The sequence below is a fragment of the Arthrospiribacter ruber genome (assembly GCF_019343195.1).
Lineage (GTDB): Bacteria > Bacteroidota > Bacteroidia > Cytophagales > Cyclobacteriaceae > Arthrospiribacter > Arthrospiribacter ruber.
In genome coordinates this window covers 625,331-651,197 of sequence record NZ_RPHB01000003.1, presented here as the reverse complement: position 1 = coordinate 651,197, position 25,867 = coordinate 625,331, and the positions used below count along the sequence as shown (strand labels likewise).

21 protein-coding genes are annotated in these 25,867 nt (G+C 40.2%); 7 read left to right on the top strand and 14 right to left on the bottom strand.

The annotated features are described in order from the left end of the window. Positions 1 to 2: 2 nt before the first annotated feature. The 3 genes from EGN73_RS08710 to rplU all read right to left on the bottom strand — a co-directional run bounded on the left by EGN73_RS08710 (position 3) and on the right by rplU (position 4,184). Positions 3 to 2,966: a SusC/RagA family TonB-linked outer membrane protein gene (locus EGN73_RS08710; RefSeq protein ID WP_219288385.1), complete on the bottom strand. Its 2,964-nt coding sequence runs from the start codon at positions 2,964 to 2,966 to the stop codon at positions 3 to 5. A 613-nt stretch (positions 2,967 to 3,579) separates the two neighbouring features. After that, entirely contained in the window at positions 3,580 to 3,840 is a 261-nt protein-coding gene (gene rpmA / locus EGN73_RS08705) for a 50S ribosomal protein L27 (RefSeq protein WP_219288383.1), read from the bottom strand. A gap of 32 nt (positions 3,841 to 3,872) precedes the next feature. Further along, positions 3,873 to 4,184, bottom strand: coding sequence for a 50S ribosomal protein L21 (gene rplU / locus EGN73_RS08700; protein WP_219288381.1), 312 nt, complete (start codon positions 4,182 to 4,184; stop codon positions 3,873 to 3,875). Between the two features lie 649 nt (positions 4,185 to 4,833). On the opposite strand from rplU, the gene EGN73_RS08695 reads away from it, so the two are divergent. Both EGN73_RS08695 and EGN73_RS08690 read left to right on the top strand, forming a co-directional pair. Further along, the gene (locus EGN73_RS08695) at positions 4,834 to 5,814 is read left to right on the top strand and encodes a ribonucleoside-diphosphate reductase small subunit (RefSeq protein ID WP_219288379.1); all 981 of its coding nucleotides are present in this window, start codon (positions 4,834 to 4,836) and stop codon (positions 5,812 to 5,814) included. Between the two features lie 46 nt (positions 5,815 to 5,860). Next, entirely contained in the window at positions 5,861 to 8,260 is a 2,400-nt protein-coding gene (locus tag EGN73_RS08690) for a ribonucleoside-diphosphate reductase subunit alpha (RefSeq protein WP_219288377.1), read from the top strand. Positions 8,261 to 8,390: 130 nt separating this feature from the next. Here EGN73_RS08690 and EGN73_RS08685 read toward each other — a convergent pair whose 3' ends face one another. Further along, complete coding sequence (locus tag EGN73_RS08685; protein WP_219288375.1) at positions 8,391 to 9,635, bottom strand: dipeptidase; 1,245 nt, start codon at positions 9,633 to 9,635, stop codon at positions 8,391 to 8,393. 180 nt (positions 9,636 to 9,815) lie between these two features. Between EGN73_RS08685 and EGN73_RS08680 the strand changes: the two genes are divergently transcribed. The 3 genes from EGN73_RS08680 to EGN73_RS08670 all read left to right on the top strand — a co-directional run bounded on the left by EGN73_RS08680 (position 9,816) and on the right by EGN73_RS08670 (position 12,370). Continuing rightward, positions 9,816 to 10,223, top strand: coding sequence for a hypothetical protein (locus EGN73_RS08680; protein WP_219288373.1), 408 nt, complete (start codon positions 9,816 to 9,818; stop codon positions 10,221 to 10,223). A 166-nt stretch (positions 10,224 to 10,389) separates the two neighbouring features. After that, on the top strand, positions 10,390 to 11,391 hold the full coding sequence (locus EGN73_RS08675; protein WP_219288371.1) for an acyl-ACP desaturase: 1,002 nt from the start codon (positions 10,390 to 10,392) through the stop codon (positions 11,389 to 11,391). Between the two features lie 127 nt (positions 11,392 to 11,518). Further along, the gene (locus tag EGN73_RS08670) at positions 11,519 to 12,370 is read left to right on the top strand and encodes a pirin family protein (protein WP_219288369.1); all 852 of its coding nucleotides are present in this window, start codon (positions 11,519 to 11,521) and stop codon (positions 12,368 to 12,370) included. 138 nt (positions 12,371 to 12,508) lie between these two features. On the opposite strand, the gene EGN73_RS08665 is transcribed toward EGN73_RS08670, so the two are convergent. The 10 genes from EGN73_RS08665 to EGN73_RS08620 all read right to left on the bottom strand — a co-directional run bounded on the left by EGN73_RS08665 (position 12,509) and on the right by EGN73_RS08620 (position 22,920). Beyond that, on the bottom strand, positions 12,509 to 13,285 hold the full coding sequence (locus tag EGN73_RS08665) for a Rossmann-like and DUF2520 domain-containing protein (RefSeq protein ID WP_219288367.1): 777 nt from the start codon (positions 13,283 to 13,285) through the stop codon (positions 12,509 to 12,511). Positions 13,286 to 13,371: 86 nt separating this feature from the next. After that, the gene (gene ccsA, locus EGN73_RS08660; RefSeq protein WP_219288365.1) at positions 13,372 to 15,900 is read right to left on the bottom strand and encodes a cytochrome c biogenesis protein CcsA; all 2,529 of its coding nucleotides are present in this window, start codon (positions 15,898 to 15,900) and stop codon (positions 13,372 to 13,374) included. A 24-nt stretch (positions 15,901 to 15,924) separates the two neighbouring features. Next, on the bottom strand, positions 15,925 to 16,341 hold the full coding sequence (locus EGN73_RS08655) for a cytochrome c maturation protein CcmE domain-containing protein (protein ID WP_219288362.1): 417 nt from the start codon (positions 16,339 to 16,341) through the stop codon (positions 15,925 to 15,927). Positions 16,342 to 16,494: 153 nt separating this feature from the next. Beyond that, the gene (locus EGN73_RS08650; protein ID WP_219288360.1) at positions 16,495 to 16,743 is read right to left on the bottom strand and encodes a CcmD family protein; all 249 of its coding nucleotides are present in this window, start codon (positions 16,741 to 16,743) and stop codon (positions 16,495 to 16,497) included. A gap of 14 nt (positions 16,744 to 16,757) precedes the next feature. Further along, positions 16,758 to 17,438: a cytochrome c biogenesis protein CcsA gene (gene ccsA / locus EGN73_RS08645; RefSeq protein ID WP_219288451.1), complete on the bottom strand. Its 681-nt coding sequence runs from the start codon at positions 17,436 to 17,438 to the stop codon at positions 16,758 to 16,760. Between the two features lie 353 nt (positions 17,439 to 17,791). Continuing rightward, on the bottom strand, positions 17,792 to 18,790 hold the full coding sequence (locus tag EGN73_RS08640) for a 4-hydroxyproline epimerase (RefSeq protein WP_219288358.1): 999 nt from the start codon (positions 18,788 to 18,790) through the stop codon (positions 17,792 to 17,794). Between the two features lie 143 nt (positions 18,791 to 18,933). Continuing rightward, positions 18,934 to 19,323, bottom strand: a complete 390-nt coding sequence (gene vapC / locus EGN73_RS08635) for a type II toxin-antitoxin system VapC family toxin (RefSeq protein ID WP_219288356.1) — start codon at positions 19,321 to 19,323, stop codon at positions 18,934 to 18,936. Then, positions 19,320 to 19,514 (bottom strand): type II toxin-antitoxin system VapB family antitoxin, encoded by a 195-nt coding sequence (locus tag EGN73_RS08630; protein ID WP_219288354.1) that lies wholly within the window; start codon positions 19,512 to 19,514, stop codon positions 19,320 to 19,322. Before EGN73_RS08630 ends, vapC begins: the two co-directional genes overlap by 4 nt. A 663-nt stretch (positions 19,515 to 20,177) precedes the next feature. Continuing rightward, on the bottom strand, positions 20,178 to 21,623 hold the full coding sequence (locus EGN73_RS08625; RefSeq protein WP_219288352.1) for an aldehyde dehydrogenase (NADP(+)): 1,446 nt from the start codon (positions 21,621 to 21,623) through the stop codon (positions 20,178 to 20,180). A 400-nt stretch (positions 21,624 to 22,023) separates the two neighbouring features. After that, positions 22,024 to 22,920 carry a dihydrodipicolinate synthase family protein gene (locus EGN73_RS08620; RefSeq protein WP_219288350.1) on the bottom strand — a complete coding sequence of 299 codons (897 nt, stop codon included), beginning with the start codon at positions 22,918 to 22,920 and terminating at the stop codon, positions 22,024 to 22,026. A 199-nt stretch (positions 22,921 to 23,119) separates the two neighbouring features. Between EGN73_RS08620 and EGN73_RS08615 the strand changes: the two genes are divergently transcribed. Next, on the top strand, positions 23,120 to 23,992 hold the full coding sequence (locus EGN73_RS08615) for an AraC family transcriptional regulator (RefSeq protein ID WP_219288348.1): 873 nt from the start codon (positions 23,120 to 23,122) through the stop codon (positions 23,990 to 23,992). Between the two features lie 109 nt (positions 23,993 to 24,101). After that, entirely contained in the window at positions 24,102 to 25,787 is a 1,686-nt protein-coding gene (locus EGN73_RS08610) for a DUF885 family protein (RefSeq protein ID WP_219288345.1), read from the top strand. Positions 25,788 to 25,867: the final 80 nt, after the last annotated feature.

Below are 25,867 nucleotides of genomic sequence, written 5' to 3'. Positions count from 1 at the left end.
GTTTAAAATGTGATGTTAAAACCTCCCATAAAAACTCTAGGCTGCGGCATCGCATAAAAATCCACACCTTGGGTGGTAGCTGTACTCGCTGTTGAGTTGACTTCCGGATCAAGGCCGCTGTAATTGGTAAAAGTCAAAACATTTTGTCCGCTCAGGTAAACCCTTGCGGATGTCATTCCCAGTTTTGAGGCTAAACTTGCGGGAAGTGTATAACCAATACTTATATTTTTCAACCTTACGTAGGACCCATCTTCAACGAATCTGGATGGCCTTAAATTAGCAGCATAGTTGGCGTTGGTCATCCGAGGCACCATGGTTACATCACCGGGCTGTTGCCACCTGTCCAACTGGCTTGCCAAAAAGTTGGTATTTCTAGTACCCCCATGTTCCTGGAAGAATTTATTCCAGAATAATTGATCGTTCCCATATGAATACTGGAAAAAAATCATGGCATCAAAATTCTTATATCTAAAAGTATTTGTAAGTCCTCCAAAGAAATCCGGCCAGGCATCTCCTACTATAAACCTATCAATATTTGGGTCAAAAGGCCTATTCGGATCCTTGGTGTCCCAAATGGGATCTCCGGTTTCTGTATCTACACCAAGCTGCCTATGCATCCAAAATGAGTACATTGGAATCCCTTCCTCCATTCGGATGATATCCCGATTGTATACAGGAATGGCTTGAGCCAACGTTTTTATATTGTTTCTGTTTTGGGCAATGTTAAAATTTATATCCCAAGTAAAATCCTTCGTAATTATCGGACTCCCGGCAATCATAAATTCAAACCCTTTATTCTCCATTTCTCCAAAGTTCTGAAAAATGCTCTGGAAGCCACTGGATCTAGGAATAGGAACAGCCAGCAATAAATCAGAAGTCTGCTTATTGTAATAATCAAAAGTCATCATTACTCTTTCATTAAACATGGCCACGTCGACACCAATATTAAACTGGGCAGTACGCTCCCACCTTAAATCCGGATTTGCGAGCTGGGCCGGCTCAGTCCCAGGAGTGATGGCATAATTGGCACCTCCTGCCCAAAGTCCTCTTGCCTGAAAATCATTGATTCCATTTTGATTCCCTGTCACACCATAACTTGACCTTATCTTGAGGTCAGAAACAAACTTTCCTTTATTGAAAAAATCCTCCTCAGAAATTCTCCAGCCAACAGCAGCAGAAGGGAAAGTACCCCATCTATTTGCTGCACCGAATCTTGAGCTGCCATCTCTTCTAAGGTTCAAAGTCAGAAGATATTTATTCTGAAGTGAATAATTTACCCTACTGAAAACAGATGCAATACCCCAAATTGAACCATCTGAGGAAGAAGTTTGAACAGCAGCTGATGCGATCCTCTTAAAATCATTGGATGGAAATTGTTGGCCAGTTGCTGTGGTACGTTCAAAAGTTGACTGTTGTAAAGTGGTACCAAGTAAAATACTAAGATTATGGCCTCCGTCAAAATTTGTCTGGTAATTCAATACATTTTCCTGAATCCAATTGTCATTTACAGATACAATTGAAGAAGCTTGACCATTTACAGCAGCACCTGCATTCAATAAAGTATTGATATAAGTGTCTTCTTTGATATTATTATAATCCACGCTGAAATTACTTCTCAAGGTTAAGCCCGGAAAAAATTCATATTCACCATAGACTGTGGCAAGGACCCTATTAGTCACCATGGTTATGTCATTCTCATTTATTACTGCGAGTGGATTTTCAAAAATGGAGAACTTTGTATAACTGCCATCAGGCTGGAAAGGAGGCAAATTTGAGGGAAAAAAGTGTGTCCCTCCTAAGGCACCAGCAATATTGTCATCATTATTTACTCTGTTTCGAATGTTTCTGGAATATAGAATGCTGGTTCCTATTTTTAACTTGTCAGAAACAAAAGCATCCAAATTCAACCGGCCTGTTCTACGTGCAAAAGAGGAAGGAGCCACTATCCCATCTTGGTTAAAATCAGAAGCCGAAGCCAAATACCGAATCTGGTCATTGCCCCCTGTAACAGAAACGTCAAAATTAGTAATGGGAGCATCTCTGAACACAAAGTCCGAATAATTTGTATTTACCGCTTGGGAAGGATTAGGAAAAATTGGCTGGCCCCCATTGTTCACAGCAGCTTCATTGCTTAACATTTCCAAAGTAGGACCGTCCACTAAATCAGGCGTTCTCCAAGCGCTTTGTACGCCATGATATGCTCCTATACTAACTTTCGCTTTTTGACTTTTACCTCGTTTAGTGGTAATTAAAACAACTCCATTTGCTGCTCGCGCACCATAGATTGCCGTTGCAGAAGCATCCTTGAGAATCTCCATAGATTCAATATCTGCGGGATTGATATCTGCCATAGCATTGGCAGTACCTCCACCTAAACCAACAGCCGAAAGATTCCCGGAAACAATAGGGATTCCATCTACTACGTAAAGAGGGTCATTATCCGCATTGATTGAAGTAGACCCCCTCACTCTGACAAACATCCCTCCACCAGGCGTCCCTGAGTTGGCAGATACCAAAACCCCAGGAGCTCTTCCTTGCATCATTTGATCCGGACTGGGCATGGGAAGGTTCTCTATCTCTTTGGCGCTGACAGAAGATATTGCAGAGGTAAGTGTTTTCCTATCCTGTTCTCCATATCCCACTATAATCACCTCACTCAACTGCTTTAAGTCTTCATTGAGGATCACATCAATTGTGTTTTGATTCCCAACTAAAATCTCTTGGGAAATATACCCAATGTAGGTGAAGATCAAAACAGAGTTACCATTTGGAACTCTAATGGAAAATTGTCCATCAATATCAGTAACAGTCCCAATATTGGTTCCTTTAATTTGGATATTAGCTCCGGGAATTGGTTGATTGTCTGAGCTGGAAATTACAGTTCCCGATACTGATATTTCTTGAGCAAATAAGTGCCCACCATACGCAACCAAATATAATATGGCGGCCAGTAAAATTTTCTTCATAGTTGTATTGGATTAAGATTCTACTTAAAATTTAATTTAATCCCAATCCAAAAACCAATGAATTCTATGATGAATGGTTAAATAAAATTATTGAAACTGCTTAAAATCAAAAGCTAACTAAAACTAACATCGGTACAAAAAAGCACTTGAATAATTTTATGTAGTTTTTTATTTCTTTTTTATGATCTTTTGCCAATTTATTCCTTATGAAATGATAAATGATAAAAATTTACGGTAAAATCGGGACTCATCAAAAAACTAACCTATCAACAAGGACAAGAAATATGAGGAGCCTCAAAATACCAAAACTTTAAGTTGAAAATTTTATAGATAAAGAAATAAAGTTTCACAACTCCACCTTTCGCAAAAAATACTTTCAAATACCCATTTACTTTTCATGAAAATCTACAATAACTTTCAATGTTTTTGTATCTATTTTAAATTTGAAAAATCAATTCCTTTACAAAGGCGACTTATCAAATTATCAGCCGCTAAAACATTGTTTTTTATCACTCCCGATTTACAAAATCCAAACGTTGCTGCCTACTTGCAAAACAAAAAAAGGGTTGCCCTTTACGGACAACCCTTTTAATAAGGACAGAATGAGTCAATATTAAGCTTCTGCAGGCAGTACGCTTACATATGACTTTCCATCAAATTTTCTTTTGAAATTAACCTTGCCATCTGTCAAAGCGAATAAAGTGTGGTCTTTACCTACACCTACATTCTCTCCTGGATGATGCTTGGTACCTCTTTGTCTTACGATGATATTTCCGGCAATTACTGCCTCACCACCGAATTTCTTAACCCCAAGTCTCTTACTGTGGGATTCTCTACCGTTTTTGGAACTACCGACACCTTTCTTGTGAGCCATAATTTTATCAGTTTATGATTTCCAAAGAAATCTTATAATGTGATACTTTCAATCAATAATTTTGTAAACTTCTGTCTGTGACCGTTTTTCTTCTTATAGCCTTTTCTTCTTTTCTTTTTGAAGACTATAATTTTGTCACCTTTGACGTGATCAAGGATTTTCCCTGATACCTTGGCACCACTCAATAGGGGTGCTCCGATAGACACAGTGCCGTTGTCGTCAGCCAACAAGACCTGGTCAAACTCCACGGAAGCGCCAGCTTCACCCTGCATCAATGGTGCATAGATTTGCTGATCTTTTGTTACTTTGAACTGCTTTCCTGCGATGTTAACAATTGCGTACATATTATATAGAAATATTGCTTTAGGAAATTGAGGTGCAAATATAAGAAGCTTATTCACAATAAAAAAACTTACTTACGAATTTCCCTGCTATTCTTTAATTACATAACTGAACAGCACCAAAGGTTTTATACCACCAATATCTCCCTACAAACAAAATGTTTTTCACATAAAAAGCCTAATACTGATACAAAAATTTTGGTAATATCACTATATATTCATTTTTTATAAATTCACACAGCAAACACTCAAAACACTGTTAATCAGCATTATAAAATATTAAAAATGACATTAAAAATATATTCTATTGTTTTGAATCAAATTCAATTTTATATCGAATTTCATTCATAAAAATCTTTTTAAAATTAATTTAAAAAAGTTTATAGCCCAGATAATGCTTCATTTCTTTAATTCTATACTTTAACTAATAATATTTAACTAACTTATTTTAAATTATTTAACGTATTTTTGACTATTGTTCAAAAAACTATGAAATTCGTAGGCCTAGGGGTTTTATTTTCGGAATTTGTTAATCATATTTGTTCAAAGGCTGTTCCAAAAAGACAGCCTTTTGCATCCAGTCTGTGTAAGGAAAGTGATCAGGCTTTAAAAGAAGAAACTGATATATTCTGACAAAAAACTCATTAAAGTAATGCAACAAGTAGAACCCATACTCCAGGAAAACAACGGTAGATTTGTTTTATTTCCCATCCAACATGATGACATCTGGCAATATTATAAGAAAGCAGAAGCCAGCTTTTGGACGGCTGAGGAGATTGACTTGAGTCAGGACCTGAAAGACTGGAAAAATCTCAACGATGGTGAAAGGCATTTTATCTCTCATGTACTTGCCTTTTTTGCAGCAAGTGACGGCATTGTGAATGAAAATCTGGCCGAACATTTCGTGTCGGAAGTTCAATATACTGAAGCCAAGTTTTTTTATGGCTTTCAAATTGCCATGGAAAACATCCATTCCGAAACATATAGCCTCTTGATAGATACTTACATCAAAGACAATGTGGAAAGGGATCGTTTGTTGAATGCTATTGAACATATAGATTGTGTCAAAAAGAAAGCAGACTGGGCTTTAAGATGGATCGACAACGGTTCTTTTCAGGAAAGATTGATCGCCTTTGCAGCTGTGGAAGGAATTTTCTTTTCGGGTTCATTCTGTTCTATTTTCTGGATGAAAAAAAGAGGTCTTATGCCAGGACTTACATTTTCAAATGAACTTATTTCCAGAGATGAAGGACTCCACTGTGATTTTGCCTGTCACCTGTACACCCAACATGTTGTCAATACCCTTCCGAAAGAGACAGTGACGGAGATTATTAAAAATGCGGTGGAAATAGAAAAGGAATTTGTCACAGACGCACTTCCCGTCAAATTGATCGGGATGAACGCTGACCTGATGTGCCAATATATAGAATTCGTAGCAGACAGGCTTCTTATGGAACTTGGCTGTGCGAAAGTTTGGAACAGTACCAATCCATTTGATTTTATGGACATGATTTCCCTTCAAGGAAAAACCAACTTCTTCGAAAAAAGAGTAGGGGATTACCAGAAAGCAGGTGTTATGAAGTCCAAAGATGCTGTAGATGCGCCTAAATTCTCTATGGGAGAAGATTTCTAATAAACCCAATAACCTACCTATCCACCACCAAAAAACTTACACGATCATGCTAGTAATAAAAAGAGACGGAAGAAGAGAATCTGTAAGGTTCGATAAAATCACCACCAGAATCGAGAATCTCTGCTATAACCTCGATAGCAGGTATATTCAACCGATAGAAGTGGCCAAAAAGGTAATTGATGGCCTTTATGATGGTGTGACCACTACAGAACTGGACAATCTTGCTGCGGAAGTTTGCGCTTCCCTGACTGTCAAGCATCCGGACTATGCGGTTTTGGCGGCAAGAATCGCCATTTCCAACCTTCACAAAACTACCAGTCAGTCCTTTTCCAACACCATGAAAAGGCTTTACACCTATATCAATCCTAAAACAGGTGAAAATGCCGCTTTGATCGCTCCTGATGTATATGGAGTAGTAAAAAAGCATGCTGCAAAACTGGATGAAGCCATAGATTACAAAAGAGATTTTGACTATGATTATTTTGGTTTCAAGACACTCGAAAAAAGCTACCTGATCAAGCTTGATGGTAAAGTGGTCGAAAGACCTCAACACATGCTGATGCGTGTGGCTGTGGGCATTCACAAGGAAGACATCGATGCAGCTATAGAAACCTACAACCTGCTTTCTGAAAAGTGGTTTACGCATGCCACTCCCACACTTTTCAATGCCGGAACACCAAAGCCTCAGCTGTCCTCCTGTTTCCTTTTGACCATGAAGGATGACAGCATAGATGGGATTTATGACACTTTGAAGCAAACTGCAAAAATTTCCCAGTCTGCTGGTGGCATTGGACTTTCCATTCACAATGTCCGTGCAAAGGGAAGCTATATACGTGGAACCAATGGTGTCTCTAACGGTATAGTACCTATGCTTAGAAACTTCGACATGACCGCAAGATATGTAGATCAGGGCGGCGGAAAGAGAAAAGGAAGTTTCGCCATTTACCTTGAACCTTGGCATGCAGATGTCAAAGACTTTCTCGAGCTTAAGAGAAACCATGGTAAAGAAGAAATGCGTGCAAGGGACCTTTTCTACGCCATGTGGATTCCGGATCTCTTTATGAAACGTGTCGAGCAAAATGATGACTGGTCATTGTTTTGTCCAAATGAAGCCCCAGGATTGGGTGATTGCCACGGTGAAGAATTTGAAAAGCTTTATGAAAAGTATGAAAGGGAAGGAAGAGCCAGAGAAACAATCAAAGCACAAGAGCTTTGGTTTGAAATTCTAGAGTCCCAAATTGAAACCGGAACTCCGTACATGCTTTATAAGGACTCCGCCAACAAAAAGTCTAACCAGCAGAATTTGGGTACAATTAAGTCATCCAACTTATGTACAGAAATCATAGAATATACTGCTCCTGACGAAGTAGCAGTTTGTAATCTGGCTTCTATTGCTCTCCCAAAGTTTGTAATGACCGGTACAGATGGTAAGAGATACTTTGACCATCAAAAGCTCTATGAAATCACAAAAGTGGCTACACGAAACCTGAATAAAGTAATTGATATCAATTATTATCCGGTAGAAGAAGCCAAAAGATCCAACTTCAGGCACAGGCCTATCGGTCTTGGTGTACAGGGATTGGCAGATACTTTCATCTCCCTTCGTATGCCGTTTGAGTCTGATGAAGCAAAAGGACTTAATGAGGATATCTTTGAGACCATCTATTATGCGGCCATGGAAACATCCATGGAGCTTGCCAAGACCCAAGGAACATATGAGACTTATGAAGGCTCTCCAGTATCCAAAGGACAGTTCCAGTTTGACCACTGGGGTGTTACTCCTAAATCAGGCAGGTGGAAGTGGGATGAGTTGAAATCCCAGGTTAAAAAGTATGGTGTGAGGAACTCCCTTTTGGTAGCTCCAATGCCTACGGCTTCTACCTCGCAGATTCTGGGAAATAATGAGTGTTTTGAGCCATATACCTCTAACATTTATACCAGAAGAACCCTCTCCGGTGAATTCATTGTGGTCAACAAGCACCTCATGAAAGACCTGATCAGGCTAGGCTTGTGGAATGACAATATGAAAAACAGACTGATCGCCGCCAATGGTTCTGTTCAGGCTATCCCTAACATTCCTCAAAATATCAAAGATATTTACAAGACGGTTTGGGAGATTTCCCAAAGGGTGATCATTGACATGGCTGCTGATAGAGGGGCATACATTTGCCAATCCCAAAGTATGAATGTGTTTATGCAGGATCCTAACTTTGGTAAATTGACCTCTATGCATTTCTATGCCTGGAAAAAAGGACTAAAGACAGGAATGTATTACCTCAGATCTCAAGCAGCTACAAGTGCTATACAGTTCACAGTGGACAAAGCAGCTTTGAGTGTTGATAAGGCCGCAGAAACAGCTGAGATAGACATGACCAAATCACAAAAACAAGATGCCATTGCCTGTTCCCTGGATGATCCTGAGGGCTGTGAAATGTGCGGCAGTTAAGATAAATTTTAGAGTTCGTTTGTTGGCAAAAAGCGTCTGAGTGTTTCAGACGCTTTTTCTTTTTGTCATGAATAAAAAAAGCCAGAGCTCGATACACAAACCCTGGCTTTCCATCAAATATCACTTAGGATCAATCAGCTACTGCCATAATTTTTTCCCATACTCTGAAAAAATTTCCCGAGCAGATCTTCTCAATATCTTCTCTTGAATAGCCCAACTTAAGCAGTTCAGCAATAAGGTTTGGATACATGGAGGCATCTTTGAGTCCTTCTGGCAAGGTATCTCCTACCCCGTCAAAATCAGACCCCAGTCCCACATGATCTATCCCCACAAGTTTGACCACATAGTCGATGTGCTCTGCTACTTTGGAAACATGCACATAAGGTTTTTTATCCGCTGAATATTCCTGAATGTAGGCTTGGGCCTCAGGATCTCTGTAGGTCAGGTTGTTTTCTTTAAGCCACTCCGTAAGATGCGCCCTAATTTCAGCATTGGCATCCGAATATGCCTGATCAAGAAAGCTTCCCCCAAAAGTGATCATTACCAAGCCGTCCTTTTCAGCTATTTTTTTGATGATCTCATCCGATACATTTCTTTCAAATCCTGGAGTAAAAGTCCTAACCGAGCTGTGTGTCGCCACTATTGGGGCCTTGCTGACCTCAGCAACATCAAAAAAGGTCTTATCAGTAATGTGTGACACATCTATGATCATTCCAAGACGGTTCATTTCTTTGACTACTTCTTTACCAAATTCACTCAAGCCTCCGTGGGTTTCGGAATCATCATAAGATGAATCTCCTACCAGATTGTCCTTGCCATGGGTCAAGGTCATGTACCTTATCCCCTTATTAAAAAAATACTCCACATTGGAAATATCATCTTCTATAGCTGCTGCATTTTCAATCCCCATAGGAAGTGACAACAAACCTTTTTCAAAATTGGATCTTATATCGTCGGGAGAATAAGCCATTGCAATTTTGTCCGGCCAAGTAGATGCCAGCTTTTCTACCATCATGATCAAAGTATCCGCTAGGCCCTTAGACCCTCCAGTCTCCTGATAAGATGCTGGGATGTAAATGGCCATAAAAGGTGCATCCATTCCCCCTTCTCTTGCCCTCACGTAATCTATGTTACCCTCATCCTGCTTGCTGATAAAATCGTAAAGTGAATTGACATCACCATCAGTCTTGCTGTAAATCCTCAAAGGCAGGTCCATATGTCCATCCACAATGATGGTACTCTGTGCTATTTCTTTGGCAATCTCCAATCGCTCTGAATCAGAGAGTTCTGTGTAGTCCACTTCCGTCTTTTCATTTGAAGGACTGCAAGCCCAGAGACAAGCGGCAGCAAGACCCAAAATTATATTCTTCTTCATAATCATAGTTTTGGTACAAGCGATAAATTAAGATTTTCCCCAAAAATGATCGGCAGAAGATTTACAAACGGTCAAATCAAACTTTTAAAACAGGTAATTTCCGCTTGCGGAAATTTTATTTTCAGGATTTTCTCCTACACATTTTTAAATTAAATTGAGGTTCAACCAATCACTTCAGTCATGAAATTAGGGTCATTTATACTTTTAAGCTTTTTGATTTTCGCATGTAGTACCGAAAAACAACCAAACGTTCAGATAACGATTTCTGACGAACTTGCATCTGAAGTCAAAGATGGGAGGCTTCTTTTACTGATGCATCACAGTGACCAAACTGAACCCAGATTTGCCGTTAGTGATGATGTAGGATCTGCTCAGGTCATTGGAATGGATTTTGAAGATCACAAACAGGGTGAGGCTTTTACTTTTGACCTAAATAATTTTGGATACCCAATTGAAAACTTCAAAGACATACCGGAAGGAGAATACTGGGTTCAAGCATATGTGGTAAAATACGAGACCTTCAACCGTGCCGATGGGCATACCATCAAGATGCCAATGGATCAGTGGGAAGGAAGGCAGTGGGTTTGACCACAAGCTTTGGATAATGAAAAAATAAAACCATTTATGGAAACCGATTGCACAAATCTAGTTTCCCTGAACTATATACCGTAAATTGTCCTTACATTTATAGCAGAAATCTCCTTCTTCGGGTCAAAATTTCACCCGACCGGTTGATTGGAAAATATTTAGTGACATGAGTAAATCAGAAAACATCAATTACGAATTAGAAAAAAACATGGAAGTCATCAGCCAGCTTGATGGCTACGTAACCCATGCTGTAGAAAACATTCTGGTAGATCCTGATGAATGTTGGCAACCGACAGACTTTTTGCCGGACATGTCGAAGATGGATGCATTCGATGAAATAAAAAAACTTCAGGAAAGAGCTTCGGGCATACCGGATACCGTAATCACTTCTTTAGTCGGGAACATGATCACGGAAGAGGCCTTGCCAAGTTATCAGACTTATTTTAACCTTCTTGAAGGCATCAACGTAGAAGGAAATTTGCTCAGCAATTCAGGCTGGGTAAGATGGTCCAAAGCATGGACGGCCGAGGAGAACAGACACGGTGATTTACTTAACAAATACCTCTACCTATCAGGTAGATGTGATATGAAAAAAGTAGAGCAAACCATACATAGACTGATTTACAACGGATTTGATCCAAGATCCGAAAAAGATCCCTATCAGGCGATCATTTATACCTCATTTCAGGAAAGAGCGACCAAAATCTCTCATGTCAACACCGGGAAATTAGCTGATAAAGCCGGGGACGATGTTCTTTCCAGAATCTGCAAAACTATAGCAGGTGATGAAGCAAGGCATGAAAAAGCATATAAAAGCTTTATGTCACAGATTTTTGAAATAGATCCAAACGGAGCCGTACTTGCTTTTGAAAAAATGATGAGAAAGCAGATCGTCATGCCTGCTGTACTCATGGGCAAAGGAGGCAGTAACCCTTCCCTTTTTGATCAGTTTTCTGCCATTACCCAAAAAATAGGCGTTTACACTGGCTGGGATTATGCCAGAATTATTGACCATTTGGTCAAACTTTGGGATATAGAATCTCTAACAGGACTCGATGGTATAGCGGCCAAAGCTCAGGATTATCTCTCAAACTTATCTGACCGATATATGAGATTGGCAGACAGGATGAAAGCTCCTGACGAAATCTCCCTAGCTTGGTTGAAATAACAAACATAAGCCTGATGGATCTCCATCGGGCTTTTTTTATGGCATATTCTTAAACCACTTTAAGTATTGATCTCATTCGGGAACAATAATTACTTAAAAACAATTACATGTATATACATCGAAAATTATGAAAACAATTAAAGCCATACACAAAGCAAGCTATCATCCAATTGCGGATCTGATCACATATAACCCTCTGCCATCGCCTAAGCTTAGGCAGATTGATCCATTCATTTTTTTGAATCATCATGGTCATCAGACTTATCCAAAAAATAATAATGGATTACCTTTTGGTCCCCATCCTCACAGAGGAATGGAAACGGTCACATTTATTTTGGAAGGGGACATCATGCACAAGGATTCCGGTGGACATGAGTCTGTGATCAATGCCGGAGGAATTCAATGGATGACTGCCGGAAGTGGATTGATCCATGCGGAAGTTTCTTCGGAAAATTTCAAAAAAGAAGGGGGAGACCTGGAAATTTTACAACTCTGGCTCAATTTGCCGGCCAAACTTAAAATGACCAAACCAAGATATATAGGTTTGCAAAAAGAGGAAATTACCGATTTTGAAATTTCAGAAGGAAAAGGAACTGTACAATTAATTGCTGGAGATTGGGGAAATCATAAAGGCTCTTTTGACACCCTTTGGCCAATATTCTTAAGTACTGTTTATTTAAATCAAGGAGGAATTCTTCAAAAAGAAATCCCTGCTGATGAAAATATATTCTTTTATGTCGTGAGGGGGAAAGTAAAAATCAATGGAGCAATAATCCCATTCAGAAACCTTGTGGAATTTAACAATGAGGGGACAACTCTCCATGTAGAAAGCAGTGAAGACGCTGTATTCATTCTTGGTCATGCGAAGCCATTCAACGAACCAATGGTTGCACAGGGTCCTTTCGTCATGAACACACAGCAAGAAATCATGCAGGCCTACAAGGATTATCAAGATGGCAAATTTGGTTCCTGGAGTTAAGGCCATAACCTGAAAAAAGGCAGCTGTCTTGTAAGATAATGTGACTTTAGCAGCTCTATTCAAACTTTAATTTCTTTTTGCCTTGGTGGAATGATTAGCCACTAAGGCAAAAAGTTTTAAACTATTTCACACTAGTTCTCAATTGGAATCTATGATATCCTGAGAAATAAGCCTGTAGATCTCCGCCACCTGCTCATTATAATTCAAAAACTGATGATGTTCCTCCAGTATATGAAGGTCTTCCCTCACGGCAGGGCCGGTTTGGGCTTTTTTCGCACCAAGCTCAAGACTTTTACTGATTGTTTCGATTATTAGCGGCTTAAGCATTTCAAACTCCAATCCTTGCCTGGCCATGACTTCTTCGGCCAATCTCAACATATGATTGGAAAAATTACTGGCAAATACAGCCGCTACATGCAGGGCTTTCCGGTCTTTACTCTTGACTACATATTGGCGTTGTGAAAGTGATTTGGCCAGTTTTTTCAACTTTTGCAATGTAGCCTGATCCTCACTTTCCAATAAAAACGGAACTTCTTCAAAAGTAATTGCCCTGTCTCTTGAAAATGACTGCAAAGGGTAAAAAATACCTGTATAACTGGCAGAACTATATCCCAAAGCACTCAAGGGAACTGATCCTGAAGTGTGGACCAATATACTTTCTTCTGGTAATATGATTTCATCGGCTATATCCATAATCGAATCATCTTTTACTGCCAAGATGAAAATTTCAGCCTCAGAAGTTGTGAAGTCCAGGTCGGTTTTCACATCAGCAGTATACAGTTTTTGTGTGATGGAGGCGGCCTTTTTTTCTGATCTCCCATAGATTTCAGTAACCGTATGTCCCGCTTCTTCCAAGGCAGGTGCCAAATGCCAGGCAACATTCCCTGTTCCTATGATTGCAATTTTAAATTTCATTCCAACAAGATATACTTTTACGAGCTATTGTAAAAAACAAAACCCCCGCTTAGCCAACGGAGGTTTAGTTGATGAATGCCATTACATTATTCGAGTCCTTTATCCCTCATTTTACTGAATTCATCATACCTTCTGTATATCGCTACGCAAAAACCGATCAACATGATTATGGTCCCTGCCCAGAGAATATTGATCTGCGGCTTCATGATAGCTTTCAGCACTACATAATCCTTTTGGTACCTGTTCACTTTGAAGGAAAACTGATTGCTCTCCGGAATAATGTTATCCACTTCAACTCTTACCCCAAGTTCATTATCAATAGCAGGAATTTTCCCCAATTGATTGTCCCTGATGATAAATATGGGCGAAAGCCTTTTCTCTACACCAAAATCCTGAATAACTAGATGTGCTTTTACCGCCACATCCCCCTCTTTGAGCGTCACTCCGGGTAATTCATTGACCACTTCTCCTCCTTCAAAGGTGGTGACAAAGTCAGCGATATAGAAAGTCTCTCCAGGCGATACTTCGTAGAGTTCGTCGTCTCTCCACTCAGGATCATCAAAGTCATTGAGGGCTGAGACAAATGTATACAAATCCTTATTGATAAACCTCCTTGAATCAGGAGAAGAGATCAGGCCCATATTTTCATTGTATTGGGACATGGGGTGAAGTGTAAACTGATACTCCTCATCCTTGAAATAATCAATCCTGAAATAATCATTTTCTTCTAGTACGATATTGACCAGGTCTCCTTTTTGGTGGTAAGTCCTGCCTCTTACGACTACATCATCCAAGGCAAGTGCTTCGTTCACATTTCCTGTAGGCTCAAGGATATTGGCGCTCACATAGCCTGGCACGCCCACCACTTTCTTATGGCGACCTTTATATATGGCCGTGTACTCTTTGATCTGCGTGGGTTTGTTGATCCAGAGTAGTACGTGCTCCTTATTGAGTTCATCCTCCCAACTATTTGAATATGTCAGTCCGGAAAGGTTGTGGGATATGACTTCAGAGTATCCAGATGAAAACATAACCCCTATCAGAATCAATCCCAAACCAATATGGGCTAGAGAACCACCGGTAAGTTTGAAAGTAGACTTTTTGAGCAATTGGAAAAGGATGGTAGAATTGGCTACAATAGTAAAAGTAGCAGCAATCACCAATATGATGTAACTCAGGTCAAATACTTTTCCCCAGACAATAATCACAGCAGATAGCAAAACCGACACAATGTAAGGTGTCACCAAGGTTTCCCTCAGCTTTTTGGCATCCATTTTATTCCACCAAAAAAACTGTCCTACAGCTGTCAAAAGAGCCAAGGCAACCGAAAACCAAAGTTGGAATTTGGTATAAAATCCAACCTGATCTGCTGGAGGAGCCATATTTGAAATCCCTCCAAAGCTCTCCACTATAGCATTCCAAACAGGTATAGAGGTAGGCAAAATCACCTGAAATGCCATCAAAGCCAGTGTAGTAGCTCCGATGAAAATCCAAAATTCCCTTGAATAAACAGAAGCTTCTTTTTCTGAAGTAGGAATGTGTTTCCAATTCCTGGCTGCAAGAAAGACTGCCACAAAAAGGAAAAACAGCATATAAATGAGCAACTGCCCAGAAAGTCCCAAATCCGTAAAAGAGTGCACGGATGAATCTCCCAACACACCACTTCTTACCAAGAATGTAGCGTATAAAACCAATATAAAAGAGGCAATGATCAATACCATTGAGGTCTTCAAAGCAGTAGCACTTTTCTTATACGTGATCATGGTGTGGATACCTGCTACCAAAATAAGCCAAGGTACATACACCGCATTCTCCACAGGGTCCCAGTTCCAATATCCCCCAAAGTTAAGCGTCACGTAAGCCCAATAGGCTCCCATTATGATCCCCATACCCAATATCATGGCGGAGAATTGAGCCCAAGGCAAAGCCGGACGTACCCATTCTGAGTATCTCTTGGTCCAAAGTCCTCCCATCAAAAATGCAAAAGGTACCAAGGTAGAAGCGTATCCCAAAAACAAAGTAGGCGGATGTATTACCATCCAGATATTTTGAAGCAGCGGGTTCAATCCTGTACCGTCTTCAGGGACAAAATCCGGATTAATAGAAAAAATCGGCGCGTTTACTGCATCTCTCAGAAGTATGAAAGGTGAACTGCCAATTTTCAGATCACCTATGACCACTCCAAGAATCATGGACACCAAAAAAGCCTGCACTAGAGCAAAAACCAACATGACCGGTCCTTCCCAAAACTTGTTAGTATGAATCAGAACCAAGCCCAAAATCACATTCCATACTATCCAAAGTATAAAAGCACCTTCCTGACCTTCCCAAAAACTTGAAACCATGTAATGGACAGGAAGTGCCATGCTACTGTGTGAGTAGGCATAGAAATATTCAAACCTGTGGTTGTAGATGATCTCAAAAAGAGAAATGGCTATAGCAAAACTGGCCACTGAGTGGACGTAAAAAGAGATCCTGCTGAACCTCCTCCAACTGGGCTTCTCAAGCTCAGGAACAACTGTAAACTGATAGTATGCATATGCGGCAACTAAGGCACTGACAAAGGCCAATATGGCCGAAAAATGCCCTAGATTCCCAATAAAGGTATTGATCATGGATGGTCAAATCAAAGGAGTGAATTAAATGCCAGCATTGCTGACTTCTGTTTCTTGATATTTGGAGGGACATTTCATGAGGATTTTGTCCGCTACAAAAAGGTCTTCGGTCCTGTAGGAACCAATAACCACTACTTGCTCTGCCCTGGCAAAGTCCGGTGGTACCGGCTCATTGTAAAAAACCCGTTGAGATGTTCCGTCAGCATCAACCATCATAAAATAAAAAGAGGTTTTGTCCGGGTTGACTTCTATCCCTTCTACTACTCCTGCCACACTTTTTTTCAACTCTCCCACTACGTGGATCGGCTTGTCATCACCCCTCATTTTCATCTCTTTGGCTGTTGAAAAGCTTTCGTATGTACTTGCATCTCCAATGGACGTGATGATTATGACTATTGCAACAGCAATGATCCCCAAACCTATAATATGCCCCTTTTTCATCTGTTTATAATTTATTTTTTAGCAGTCAGATGGAATCTCGCACTTATCATAATCGTCCATCGGGATGTCGCTTGAATTGTGCTCGATTTCATGATATTTAAATTTATTAGTATCCCTTACGGGAAAATATATTTCTTCGTTAGCTGATATTTGTCATGAAACCTCGCGGGCCAATTTTTCCAACCTTGCAACTTTCCGGTCTGTACTTATAATATACCCGGTAATTCCGGCGAAAATCAGCACAATTACCCCTACCAAAACATAGATCTTGCCTTCTGACCTCATCACGTCGGCCATTTCTACTTTTGAATTGCTATAATCCTCTTCAGTGATGGCTATTTTGTCCTGAGCAGTAACCTTAAAGCTTATAAATAGCAGGAATATGATTATGATTTTTTTCATTTCGATTGGTGTGTTTATGAAATCTGATTGATGAGCCTGTCTTCCAGCTTTCTTTCTACCCTTTTCAACCTTACCCTAACGTTAGCCATCCAGGTGCCCATCAAAGTCCATCCAATGATGGCCGGATAAAACACCAGTCTAAGCTTGCTGTCCAAGTCATAAGCATTGAAGCCAGGATTACCACCATTGCCAGGATGAAGGCTGTCCGTGAGCCTTGGGAGCACAAATATCAAGGGTATAAATGCCGCAAAGGCAAAGATATTGTACACAGCACCAATTCTTGCACGCTGATGTACATCAGTCAGGGAATTTCTTAAGATTAAATATGCAAAATACATCAACAAGCCTATTGCAGAAGCATTTTGCTTTGGATCACCGCTCCAATAATCCCCCCAGGTAAATTTGGCCCATAGCATCCCCGTCACTATTCCCAATACGCCAAAAAGGATGGCTGCATTGGTGAATTCGACTGCTATGTCGTCATGTTTCAGGTCGTTGGTCCGAAGGTATTTGACACTGTATATTACAGCCACTACCAGCATAATGATCATTCCAAACCACATGGTAACATGGAAATGTAATGCCCTGATAGTTTCATTGAGAATGGGTAATCTCGGTACGTCTAAGAGAAGTCCGGCAATCAGCGTGTACAGCAACAGCCCTATTGTCAGAATTTTCCACCAGCTTGCTCTCATCATTGTGATTTTGCTAATTCAAGCGCAAAAATAAGGCATAAGTTCCTGATTCTTGTGCTTTTTGCCACTTAAGTTGATCAAGCGTTGAATTGAATAAGGAAACTAATTGAAATTTGACATCAAAAGACAAGGGGATTGACATAGCACCAATTCACCTTACGGACAATCCTTCTTCAATTTACCGAATGTCTGAAATATCATTTTGAAAATTCTGTAGAAGTAATTTACGGGGAAAAATTGAAATTTTATAGCTCTCAAATAGAAAGGCACTTGAAAGGCAAAAGAAATCATGTAAGTATCAGTTCCCCAAAATCATTCACCTCTTTTAGTACGAAAAAACCTTAAACCCCATCCTAGATTACCTGAAATCCATGCACATAAGGATCATCATCATCCAGTATGATCGTATTGTAGCCATAGACTTTTGCCCAACCTTCTATGCTTGGGATGATAGCTGGTCTGCCCGCAATCTCAGTGACTTCTTCAATTCTACCGGTAAATTTAGATCCAATAAAACTCTCATGAATAAATTCATCGCCAGGCTTTAACCAACCCTTGGCATGCCATTGCGCCATACGTGCAGATGTTCCCGTGCCACAGGGTGATCTGTCTATTGCCTTATCACCATAAAAAACCGCATTTCTAGCTGTACTTGAGGCGTCTATGGTCTCACCTGTCCACAGCACATGTGACAAGCCTTTGATCTCAGGATGTTCGGGATGCACAAACTCATACTTTTCATTCATCTTTTGACGGAGGTTCCTCGCCATTGAGACCAGCTGCTCAGTTTTGAAATGTTCTAAGCCAGGGAAGTTTTCTTGTGGATCCACAATACAATAAAAATTACCCCCATAAGCCACATCTACCGTAAGCTTGCCCAGTTCATCAGATACAATCTCCAATCCTTCCGCTGCAAGGAAGCTTTTTACATTCGTCAATTTGACGGAAGTTACTTTTTTACCTTCCTGCTTGTATTCTACCAAAACCAATCCTGCGGGTGCTTCCATTCTCAGGAAACCTGCTTTTTTGGGCTGTATCAATCCTTCCTCTATGGCTACAGTGATCGTCCCGATAGTTCCGTGCCCACACATTGGCAAGCAACCAGACGTTTCTATAAAAAGCACTGCAAAATCATTGTCAGGATCATGGGGAGGAAAAAGCATAGATCCGGACATCATATCATGTCCCCTAGGCTCAAACATCAGACCTGTCCTGATCCAATCCAGGTTTTCCAGGAAGAACTGCCTTTTTTCCAACATAGTATCACCTTGTAGAAACGGAACTCCGCCAGCTACTACTCTCACTGGATTGCCACAAGTATGGGCATCAATGCATTGGAAGGTTTTTTTCATATCTAAATGATATTAGGATATTGGATATTCAGATATTGTTTGGGTTCCCTCCAAAAAAGTATCCATTCATATCAATGAATATCTATCAATATCAAATTCTTAATCAGTAAAATGAATTATAGTGAATTTACTTACTATGTTTTTTACAAGACCTGCAAACCCAAAAACTTCTCCATTGGAACAAAGTCTTTATCTGCATGCAGCAGTCGTATTTTGTTTTGAATACAGAAAGTGGCTATGATCATGTCTATGGTTTTTCTGATTGTCACACCCTTGTTCCTAAGAGTTCTGTAATCTTCAGCTGATTTCAAAGCCAACTCCTTATTGGACAAGGTGAAAAATGGCAGTGATTCAAGTGCTTCCTTAGCTTTTTGAAATTGTGAGTCATTTCTAAAGCCTTGAAGCACTTCAATTAAAATCAAGTCTCCTGTCACGACTACCGAATTTCCCAAAAGCTCGTAAAGTTTTTCTACATGCTTTTTTTCCCTACCATTAAAGAAGTCAATCCAAACAGATGAATCTACAAGAATCATTGGTCAAGTCTCATTTTTTCCAAGTCTCCCTCCCAATTCAATTTACCTCTAAGCTTCTTAATCTCGCTTTGCTGATTTAGCTGTATAATTAATTTCAACCCTTCTTCTACCGTTGCCTTTTTGGTTTTATGTCCAGTGACCTTCATCGCTTCTGATATCAAATGTTCGTCAATTTCAATATTAGTTCTCATGATGTGTATAATTTTTATAAATATACACATTATAGTGATTTTATTGTTCCCCTTAAAAATGGAGTATGGTGGAAATATTATAGAAATAAAGTGGAAATATGATTGATATATGGTTGAAATATTTCGCGAAGCATATTTCAGCGAAGCTATATTTCTACCTTATTTCAACAAAGGTATATTTCAGCGAAGCATTTCCCGAAGCGCTCCGCTATCGAGACTTCCGCTATAGCTCCACTTCCTATCTTATTTCACAAAGTGTATTTCACCTTTATTTCGCGAAGCATATTTCAAATCTTTTAATTAAGGTACAGGTCAATATCCACAAATATCGCACTGCAAATATCCATCAATATCTATTGTAATATATTTCAGCGAAGCATTTCCCGAAGCGCTCTGCTATCGAGACTTCCGCTATAGCTCCACTTCCTATCTTATTTCACAAAGTGTATTTCACCTTTATTTCGCGAAGCATATTTCAATCTTTCTATTAAGGTGACGGTCAATATCCACAAATATCGCACTGCAAATATCCAATAATATCTATTTCAATATATTTCACCAAGTATATCCCGAATCGCTTCGCTCTCGGGACTTCCGCTAAAGCTCCAGTTTCTACCTTATTTCACGAAGTATATTTCAGCTAAGACATATTTCCACTAATATCTATTTTTTGAATTCCCCATCCACCATTCTCCAAATCCTCAAGGGATTATCTTCCTTAAGTGCGTCAGGAAGGAGGGTAGCTGGCATGTCCTGGAATGCAATCGGTCGAGCGAATCGCTTAATAGCATAGGAGCCAACAGATGTGAATCTACTATCGGTGGTAGATGGATAGGGACCTCCGTGTTGCATGGCATGTCCTACTTCTACTCCGGTTGGCACCCCTTTGAATAATAACCTGCCGCACTTTTCTTCCAACTGATTGATCAAGTCGATTTTATTGGCCAACTCGTCTTCTTCCCCCCAAAGTGTGATGGTCAATTGACCATGAAGCCGCTGCGCAATGGCAAAGAGTTCATTGAAGTTTTCATAGACCACCATCAGGGCAAATGAACCGAATACTTCCTGCTGAAAATGATCATCCTCCAGCCAGTCGGTAGCCTTGATTTTGGCCAAAGCAGGATAGGCTTTGATCAGGTCTTTTGCCTCAGCTACCTGTACCCAATCGAGTTCTTTGCGCTCCTTCATGCTCTCCAAAGACTTGTAGTAAGCCTCTGCTATTCCCTCGTGCAACATTGGAGCTGCTGCGATTTCTTCCAATTCTTTTTTCACTGCCTCAGCAAAATCCTCTGCATGGGCACTGGGCACCATGATTAATCCGGGGTTGGTACAAAACTGTCCTGCCCCAAGTGTAAGTGAACCAACAAATTGTTTGGCCAAAGCCTCCAAGTTATTTACCAGCTTCTTTTTAAAAGTAATGATTGGATTGACTGAGCCCATCTCTGCAAAAACAGGGATAGGTTCTTCTCTTTGATTGGCTGCATCAAAAAGTGCCTTACCACCGGTAAAGGATCCTGTAAAAGCAACTGCTTTTGCCAAAGGGTGTTTCACCAAAGCCTGACCTTCGGCTATTCCTCCTTCTACATGGGTAAATAATCCTACGGGCAATCCGGAATCTATGGCAGCTTTCTGGATGATCTGTCCAACCAATTTGGACGTTTCAGGATGTGCAGGATGACCTTTGTAAATCACTGGGCAACCGGCTGCCAAAGCTGAAATAGTATCCCCTCCTGCGGTGGAAAAAGCCAATGGAAAATTACTTGCTCCAAAAACCACAACAGGCCCTAAGGATGTCAAAAACCTTCTAATATCAGGCTTGGGAGCAGGGGTTCTGTCTGGATCAGCATGGTCTATTACTGCCTCTACCCAAGACCCTTCTTCTACCAAATTGGCGAATAGTCGGATTTGACCGACAGTTCTGCCCAGTTCTCCTGTAATCCTTCCCTCTGGTAAATTGGATTCTCCGGCAGCCAAAGGAATCAATTCCTGCTTTTCTCCCTCCAGACCTTCAGCTATTTTCCTCAGAAAATCAGCTTTTTTAGAGGTAGAGAGGTTTTTGAAAAATAAAAATGCTTCTTGAGCGGATTGAAATATCTGATCAAAGTTCATGGTTGTTTAGGTTTAAGATTTGAAGTATTAAAGGCTTTAAGTTATTAAAATATGGTGGAAATATCACTAAAACCGGAGATTTAGCGGGAATCTCAAAAGGAAAGTGATTTGGGATAAATTAAAACAAAGTAGAAATATCTCACCGTGCGTATTCAATAAATGTATATACGGAATGATACCAGTAGGATAGTTTATAGCTGGTTATTTATTCATTTCGATATTAATTGATATTTAGATACAAGTTGATATTGAACTAATGCAAACATTAATTTTTGGATGTTGCTGGCAAAGTGGTGTATAATCATATTTTCATTTATTTCGCCGAAGGCATATTTCTACCATATTTCCAAGAACAAAATTCCAATTCGCCAATATCATGAAATTAATCTTTGCAAACATACTAAACGAAAATCTTCGGCCTATGCTCCAAACCTCTCTTAATAATATTTTCAACTTTTACCCTTTCTTCGCCTACTAAAGTCAATCGAGGTGCTCGGACCCATTCGGTCCCTATACCAACCATTTGCTCGGCCAACTTGATGTATTGAACAAGTTTGGGGTGAATGTCTAATTCCAAAAGAGGAAGAAACCAACGGTAAATCTCCAACGCATCCTCATAATTCCCCTCTTTTACCAAATCAAATACTGCAACTGTTTCCCTAGGGAATGCACAAACCAAGCCTGCTACCCAGCCATCCGCTCCCATCACCAACTCTTCCATGGCCAAAGTGTCCACTCCACACAGAATTTTGTACCGATCTCCAAAGCGGTTTCGCATACGGGTCACGTTGGAAATATCGCGTGTAGACTCTTTAATGGCCTGAATGTTTTCACATTCGGCCAGTTCTTCAAACATGGCTATTGTCACCAAAGTCTTATAATCGACGGGGTTGTTGTAGATCATTATAGGAAGATCCGTACTGTTGGCCACAGCTTTAAAATAAGTGACTACTTCCCTATGGTCAGCAGCATACCGCATAGGAGGCAATAGCATCAGACCGGAAACGCCAAGCTCTCTGCCCTTTTCAGCCCAAAAAATTGCATCTTTTGTAGCGCCTTCTGCGATATTCAAGATGACGGGAACCCTTCCATTGATGTAACTTATGGCCTCTGTGGTCAATTGGATTTTTTCGTCCAGTGACAATACCGAAGATTCACCTAAAGTGCCTCCTAAAATGATTCCATGCACCCCTGCATCGAGTTGAGCATCTAAATTTTTAAAAAACATGTCCATATCCAAGCTCCCATCTTGATGAAACTTAGTAGTGACTGCCGGAAATACGCCTTGCCAGTTCATAGTTTGAGTTTTTTTGGTCAAAGGTAGAGGCTTATTCACCTGCTTACCTGTACCAGGTTAGTATATAATAGTACTGTCTTGATCATACTTTGATTTTATAATCTTAAAATAATTAATATTATATCACAAATTAAAAGAGATTATAAATCGGCTATATGAATTCAAGTAATTAGCTGGTTTAAATTAGAGTTCCCTAGCCATGAAGAAAATTATTTCATTCCAGATACCAAAATCAAACAAAGAATTTGTGCGCTATCAGGTAGATGCCGGCAAGCATTTTTATGATAAGTTGCATCAACATCCACAATGGCAATTGACCTGGATCAAGGCAGGGAAAGGGCAATTGATGGTTGGGGATTATTTGGGGAGGTTCGAAAAGGGAGACCTATTTCTATTGTCAGCTAACATGCCGCATGTATTCCGCTCAGATGCTGAATTTTTTGATCCTGATACCGACAAACAGTCTTTGGGAAATACATTGTTCTTTGACTTTGAAGCATTGGGAAAGGGGCTTTTGGAAGTTGAAGAGTTTTCAGGACTTCACCACTGGCTGCAACAGACCAAAGGTAGCTTTAAGGTTCTTGAAAAAACTAAAGAAAGCATTTTGGGAATTATGGAGGAATTTAATAATTATCAAGGCTTGGAAAAAATTCTCGCAGCGCTTCAAGTGCTTCAGGCTCTACAAGAACCAAACTCACTGCAGGGCTTGAATAAATTAGTTGCACAAAAGGACTACACTGAAACAGAAGGCAAACGAATGGGACAAGTCATGTCTTACATTTTGTCACAAAGTCAAAATACTATAACCCTTCAGGAAGTAGCTGAAGTGGCCAATTTGAGCAAAGAAGCATTCTGTAGGTTTTTCAAAGAAAGAACAGGCAAGACCTTTACTGAATTTCTGACACAAGTAAGGATACACCAGGCTTGCCAACTCCTTCAGGAAAGTGAATGGACCATTTCCCAGATCGCATATCATTGCGGCTTTCAAAACCTTTCTTATTTCAACCGAGCATTTAAAAAAGCTCAGGGAGAAACGCCAAAAGAATACAGGACAAAAATGTCATATCAATGAAAATCCATTGATTTTATCACCATCCATCAATACAAGCCAACCTTTTATCAACCCACTATTAGTCTTTCCTGAAATTTTCAGGGATATTAAATTTCTAAAAACTACTAAAATGAAACAAATTCTACTTCTTTTCATCTTAAGCATTGCCATTCCCTGCACCATCATGGCCTCCGAGCTCTATCCGGCCATCAGCAGCTACCAAGCAGACAGGAGCGCCCTCGCAAGAAAATACAACAATCCCCTGTCTGATGAATACTTCCAACGTTTCGAAAAACTTTACAAAGACTGGCTGGATGCCTTGGAAAAAATGCCCTATGACAGCTACACTTTGGACGGAAAAATGGATTATCAGCTATTCAAAAACCACTTGGAAAAAGAGCTTTTTTTTCATGGGTTAAGCTATGAGGAATTTAAAGAAGTAAAAAATGTAGTGGACTTCAAAGGTGAGCTTGAGAAGTTTTACCAAACCAGAAGAATGGGCATAAAGCCCAACTCACAGGAAATCGCCGCCATGTTTGCACAAACAGAAAACGCCATCAAGTCAAAATGGGAATCCATGAAAAAAGTAAGCCCATTCAATTCTTGGCAAAAAGCTGAATTGGCCTCCAATACTGTAGAAGCACTGAGAAGAAGCACAGAGGAAGCCTATAACTTTTATTATGACTATGATCCCGAGTTTACCTGGTGGATGAAAAAACCCATGGAGAGCATGAATGAAACCTTAAAGGCTTATGGGGCTTTTTTGAAAGAACACTTTGAAAATACTGTAGTAAAAGATGACGGATCAGGCATTATTGGGAAACCTGTCGGAAAACTGGCTATCGAAAAAGAGCTTTCTTACAACATGATCCCTTACACAGCCGAGGAATTGTTGAAGGAAGGTGAAAAACAGTATGCCTGGTGTGAAGCTGAAATGATTAAAGCCTCTGAGGAGTTGGGGTATGGAAAAGACTGGAAAGCTGCCTTGGAACATGTGAAAAATTCCTATGTCCCTGCTGGAGAGTGGCCGCAGATGGTTGGAGAAATGGCAGAAGAGGCCATAGATTTTCTTGAAGCAAGAGATCTTTTAACCATTCCTGATATGGCAAAAGAAACCTGGAGAACTACCATGATGTCAGCAGAAAGACAAAAAGTAAGTCCTTTCTTTTTGGGAGGAGAAACAATCATCATCTCTTACCCTACCTCCACGATGACGCACGATGAAAAAATGATGAGCATGCGTGGCAACAACCCGCATTTTTCAAGGGCCACAGTGCAGCATGAGCTGATCCCCGGCCATCACCTGCAACAATTCATGAACCAAAGACACTTCCCACATAGACGGGTTTTCAACACTCCATTTTGGGTGGAAGGATGGACCTTGTATTGGGAGTTCAATCTGTGGGATAAAGATTTTCCGAGAAATGCAGAGGACAGAATCGGTATGTTGTTCTGGAGAATGCACAGAGCAGCAAGGATTGTCTTTTCTCTCAATTACCACCTGGAAAGATGGACTCCACAGCAATGCATAGATTATTTGGTAGATGCAGTAGGTCACGAAAGAGCCAATGCAGAAGCCGAGGTTAGAAGATCATTCGAAGGAAGTTACGGACCTCTTTACCAACTGGCATACATGATCGGAGGCTTACAGGTGTACAGCTTGAGAAATGAAATGGTAGAAGGAGGTAAAATGACTGAAAAGGAATTTCATGATTTCTTCATCACACAAAACTATACCCCTATAGAACTGCTTCGTGCCAGGATGAATGAAGACATTCCAAGAAACTTCAAAAGCAAGTGGAGGTTTTTGGATTAATTGGATCTCATGTTGTAAATCCTAAACTTTAACAACAAAGAAATAAAAACCTGATTCTGGGTCAATTCCGATATCAATAC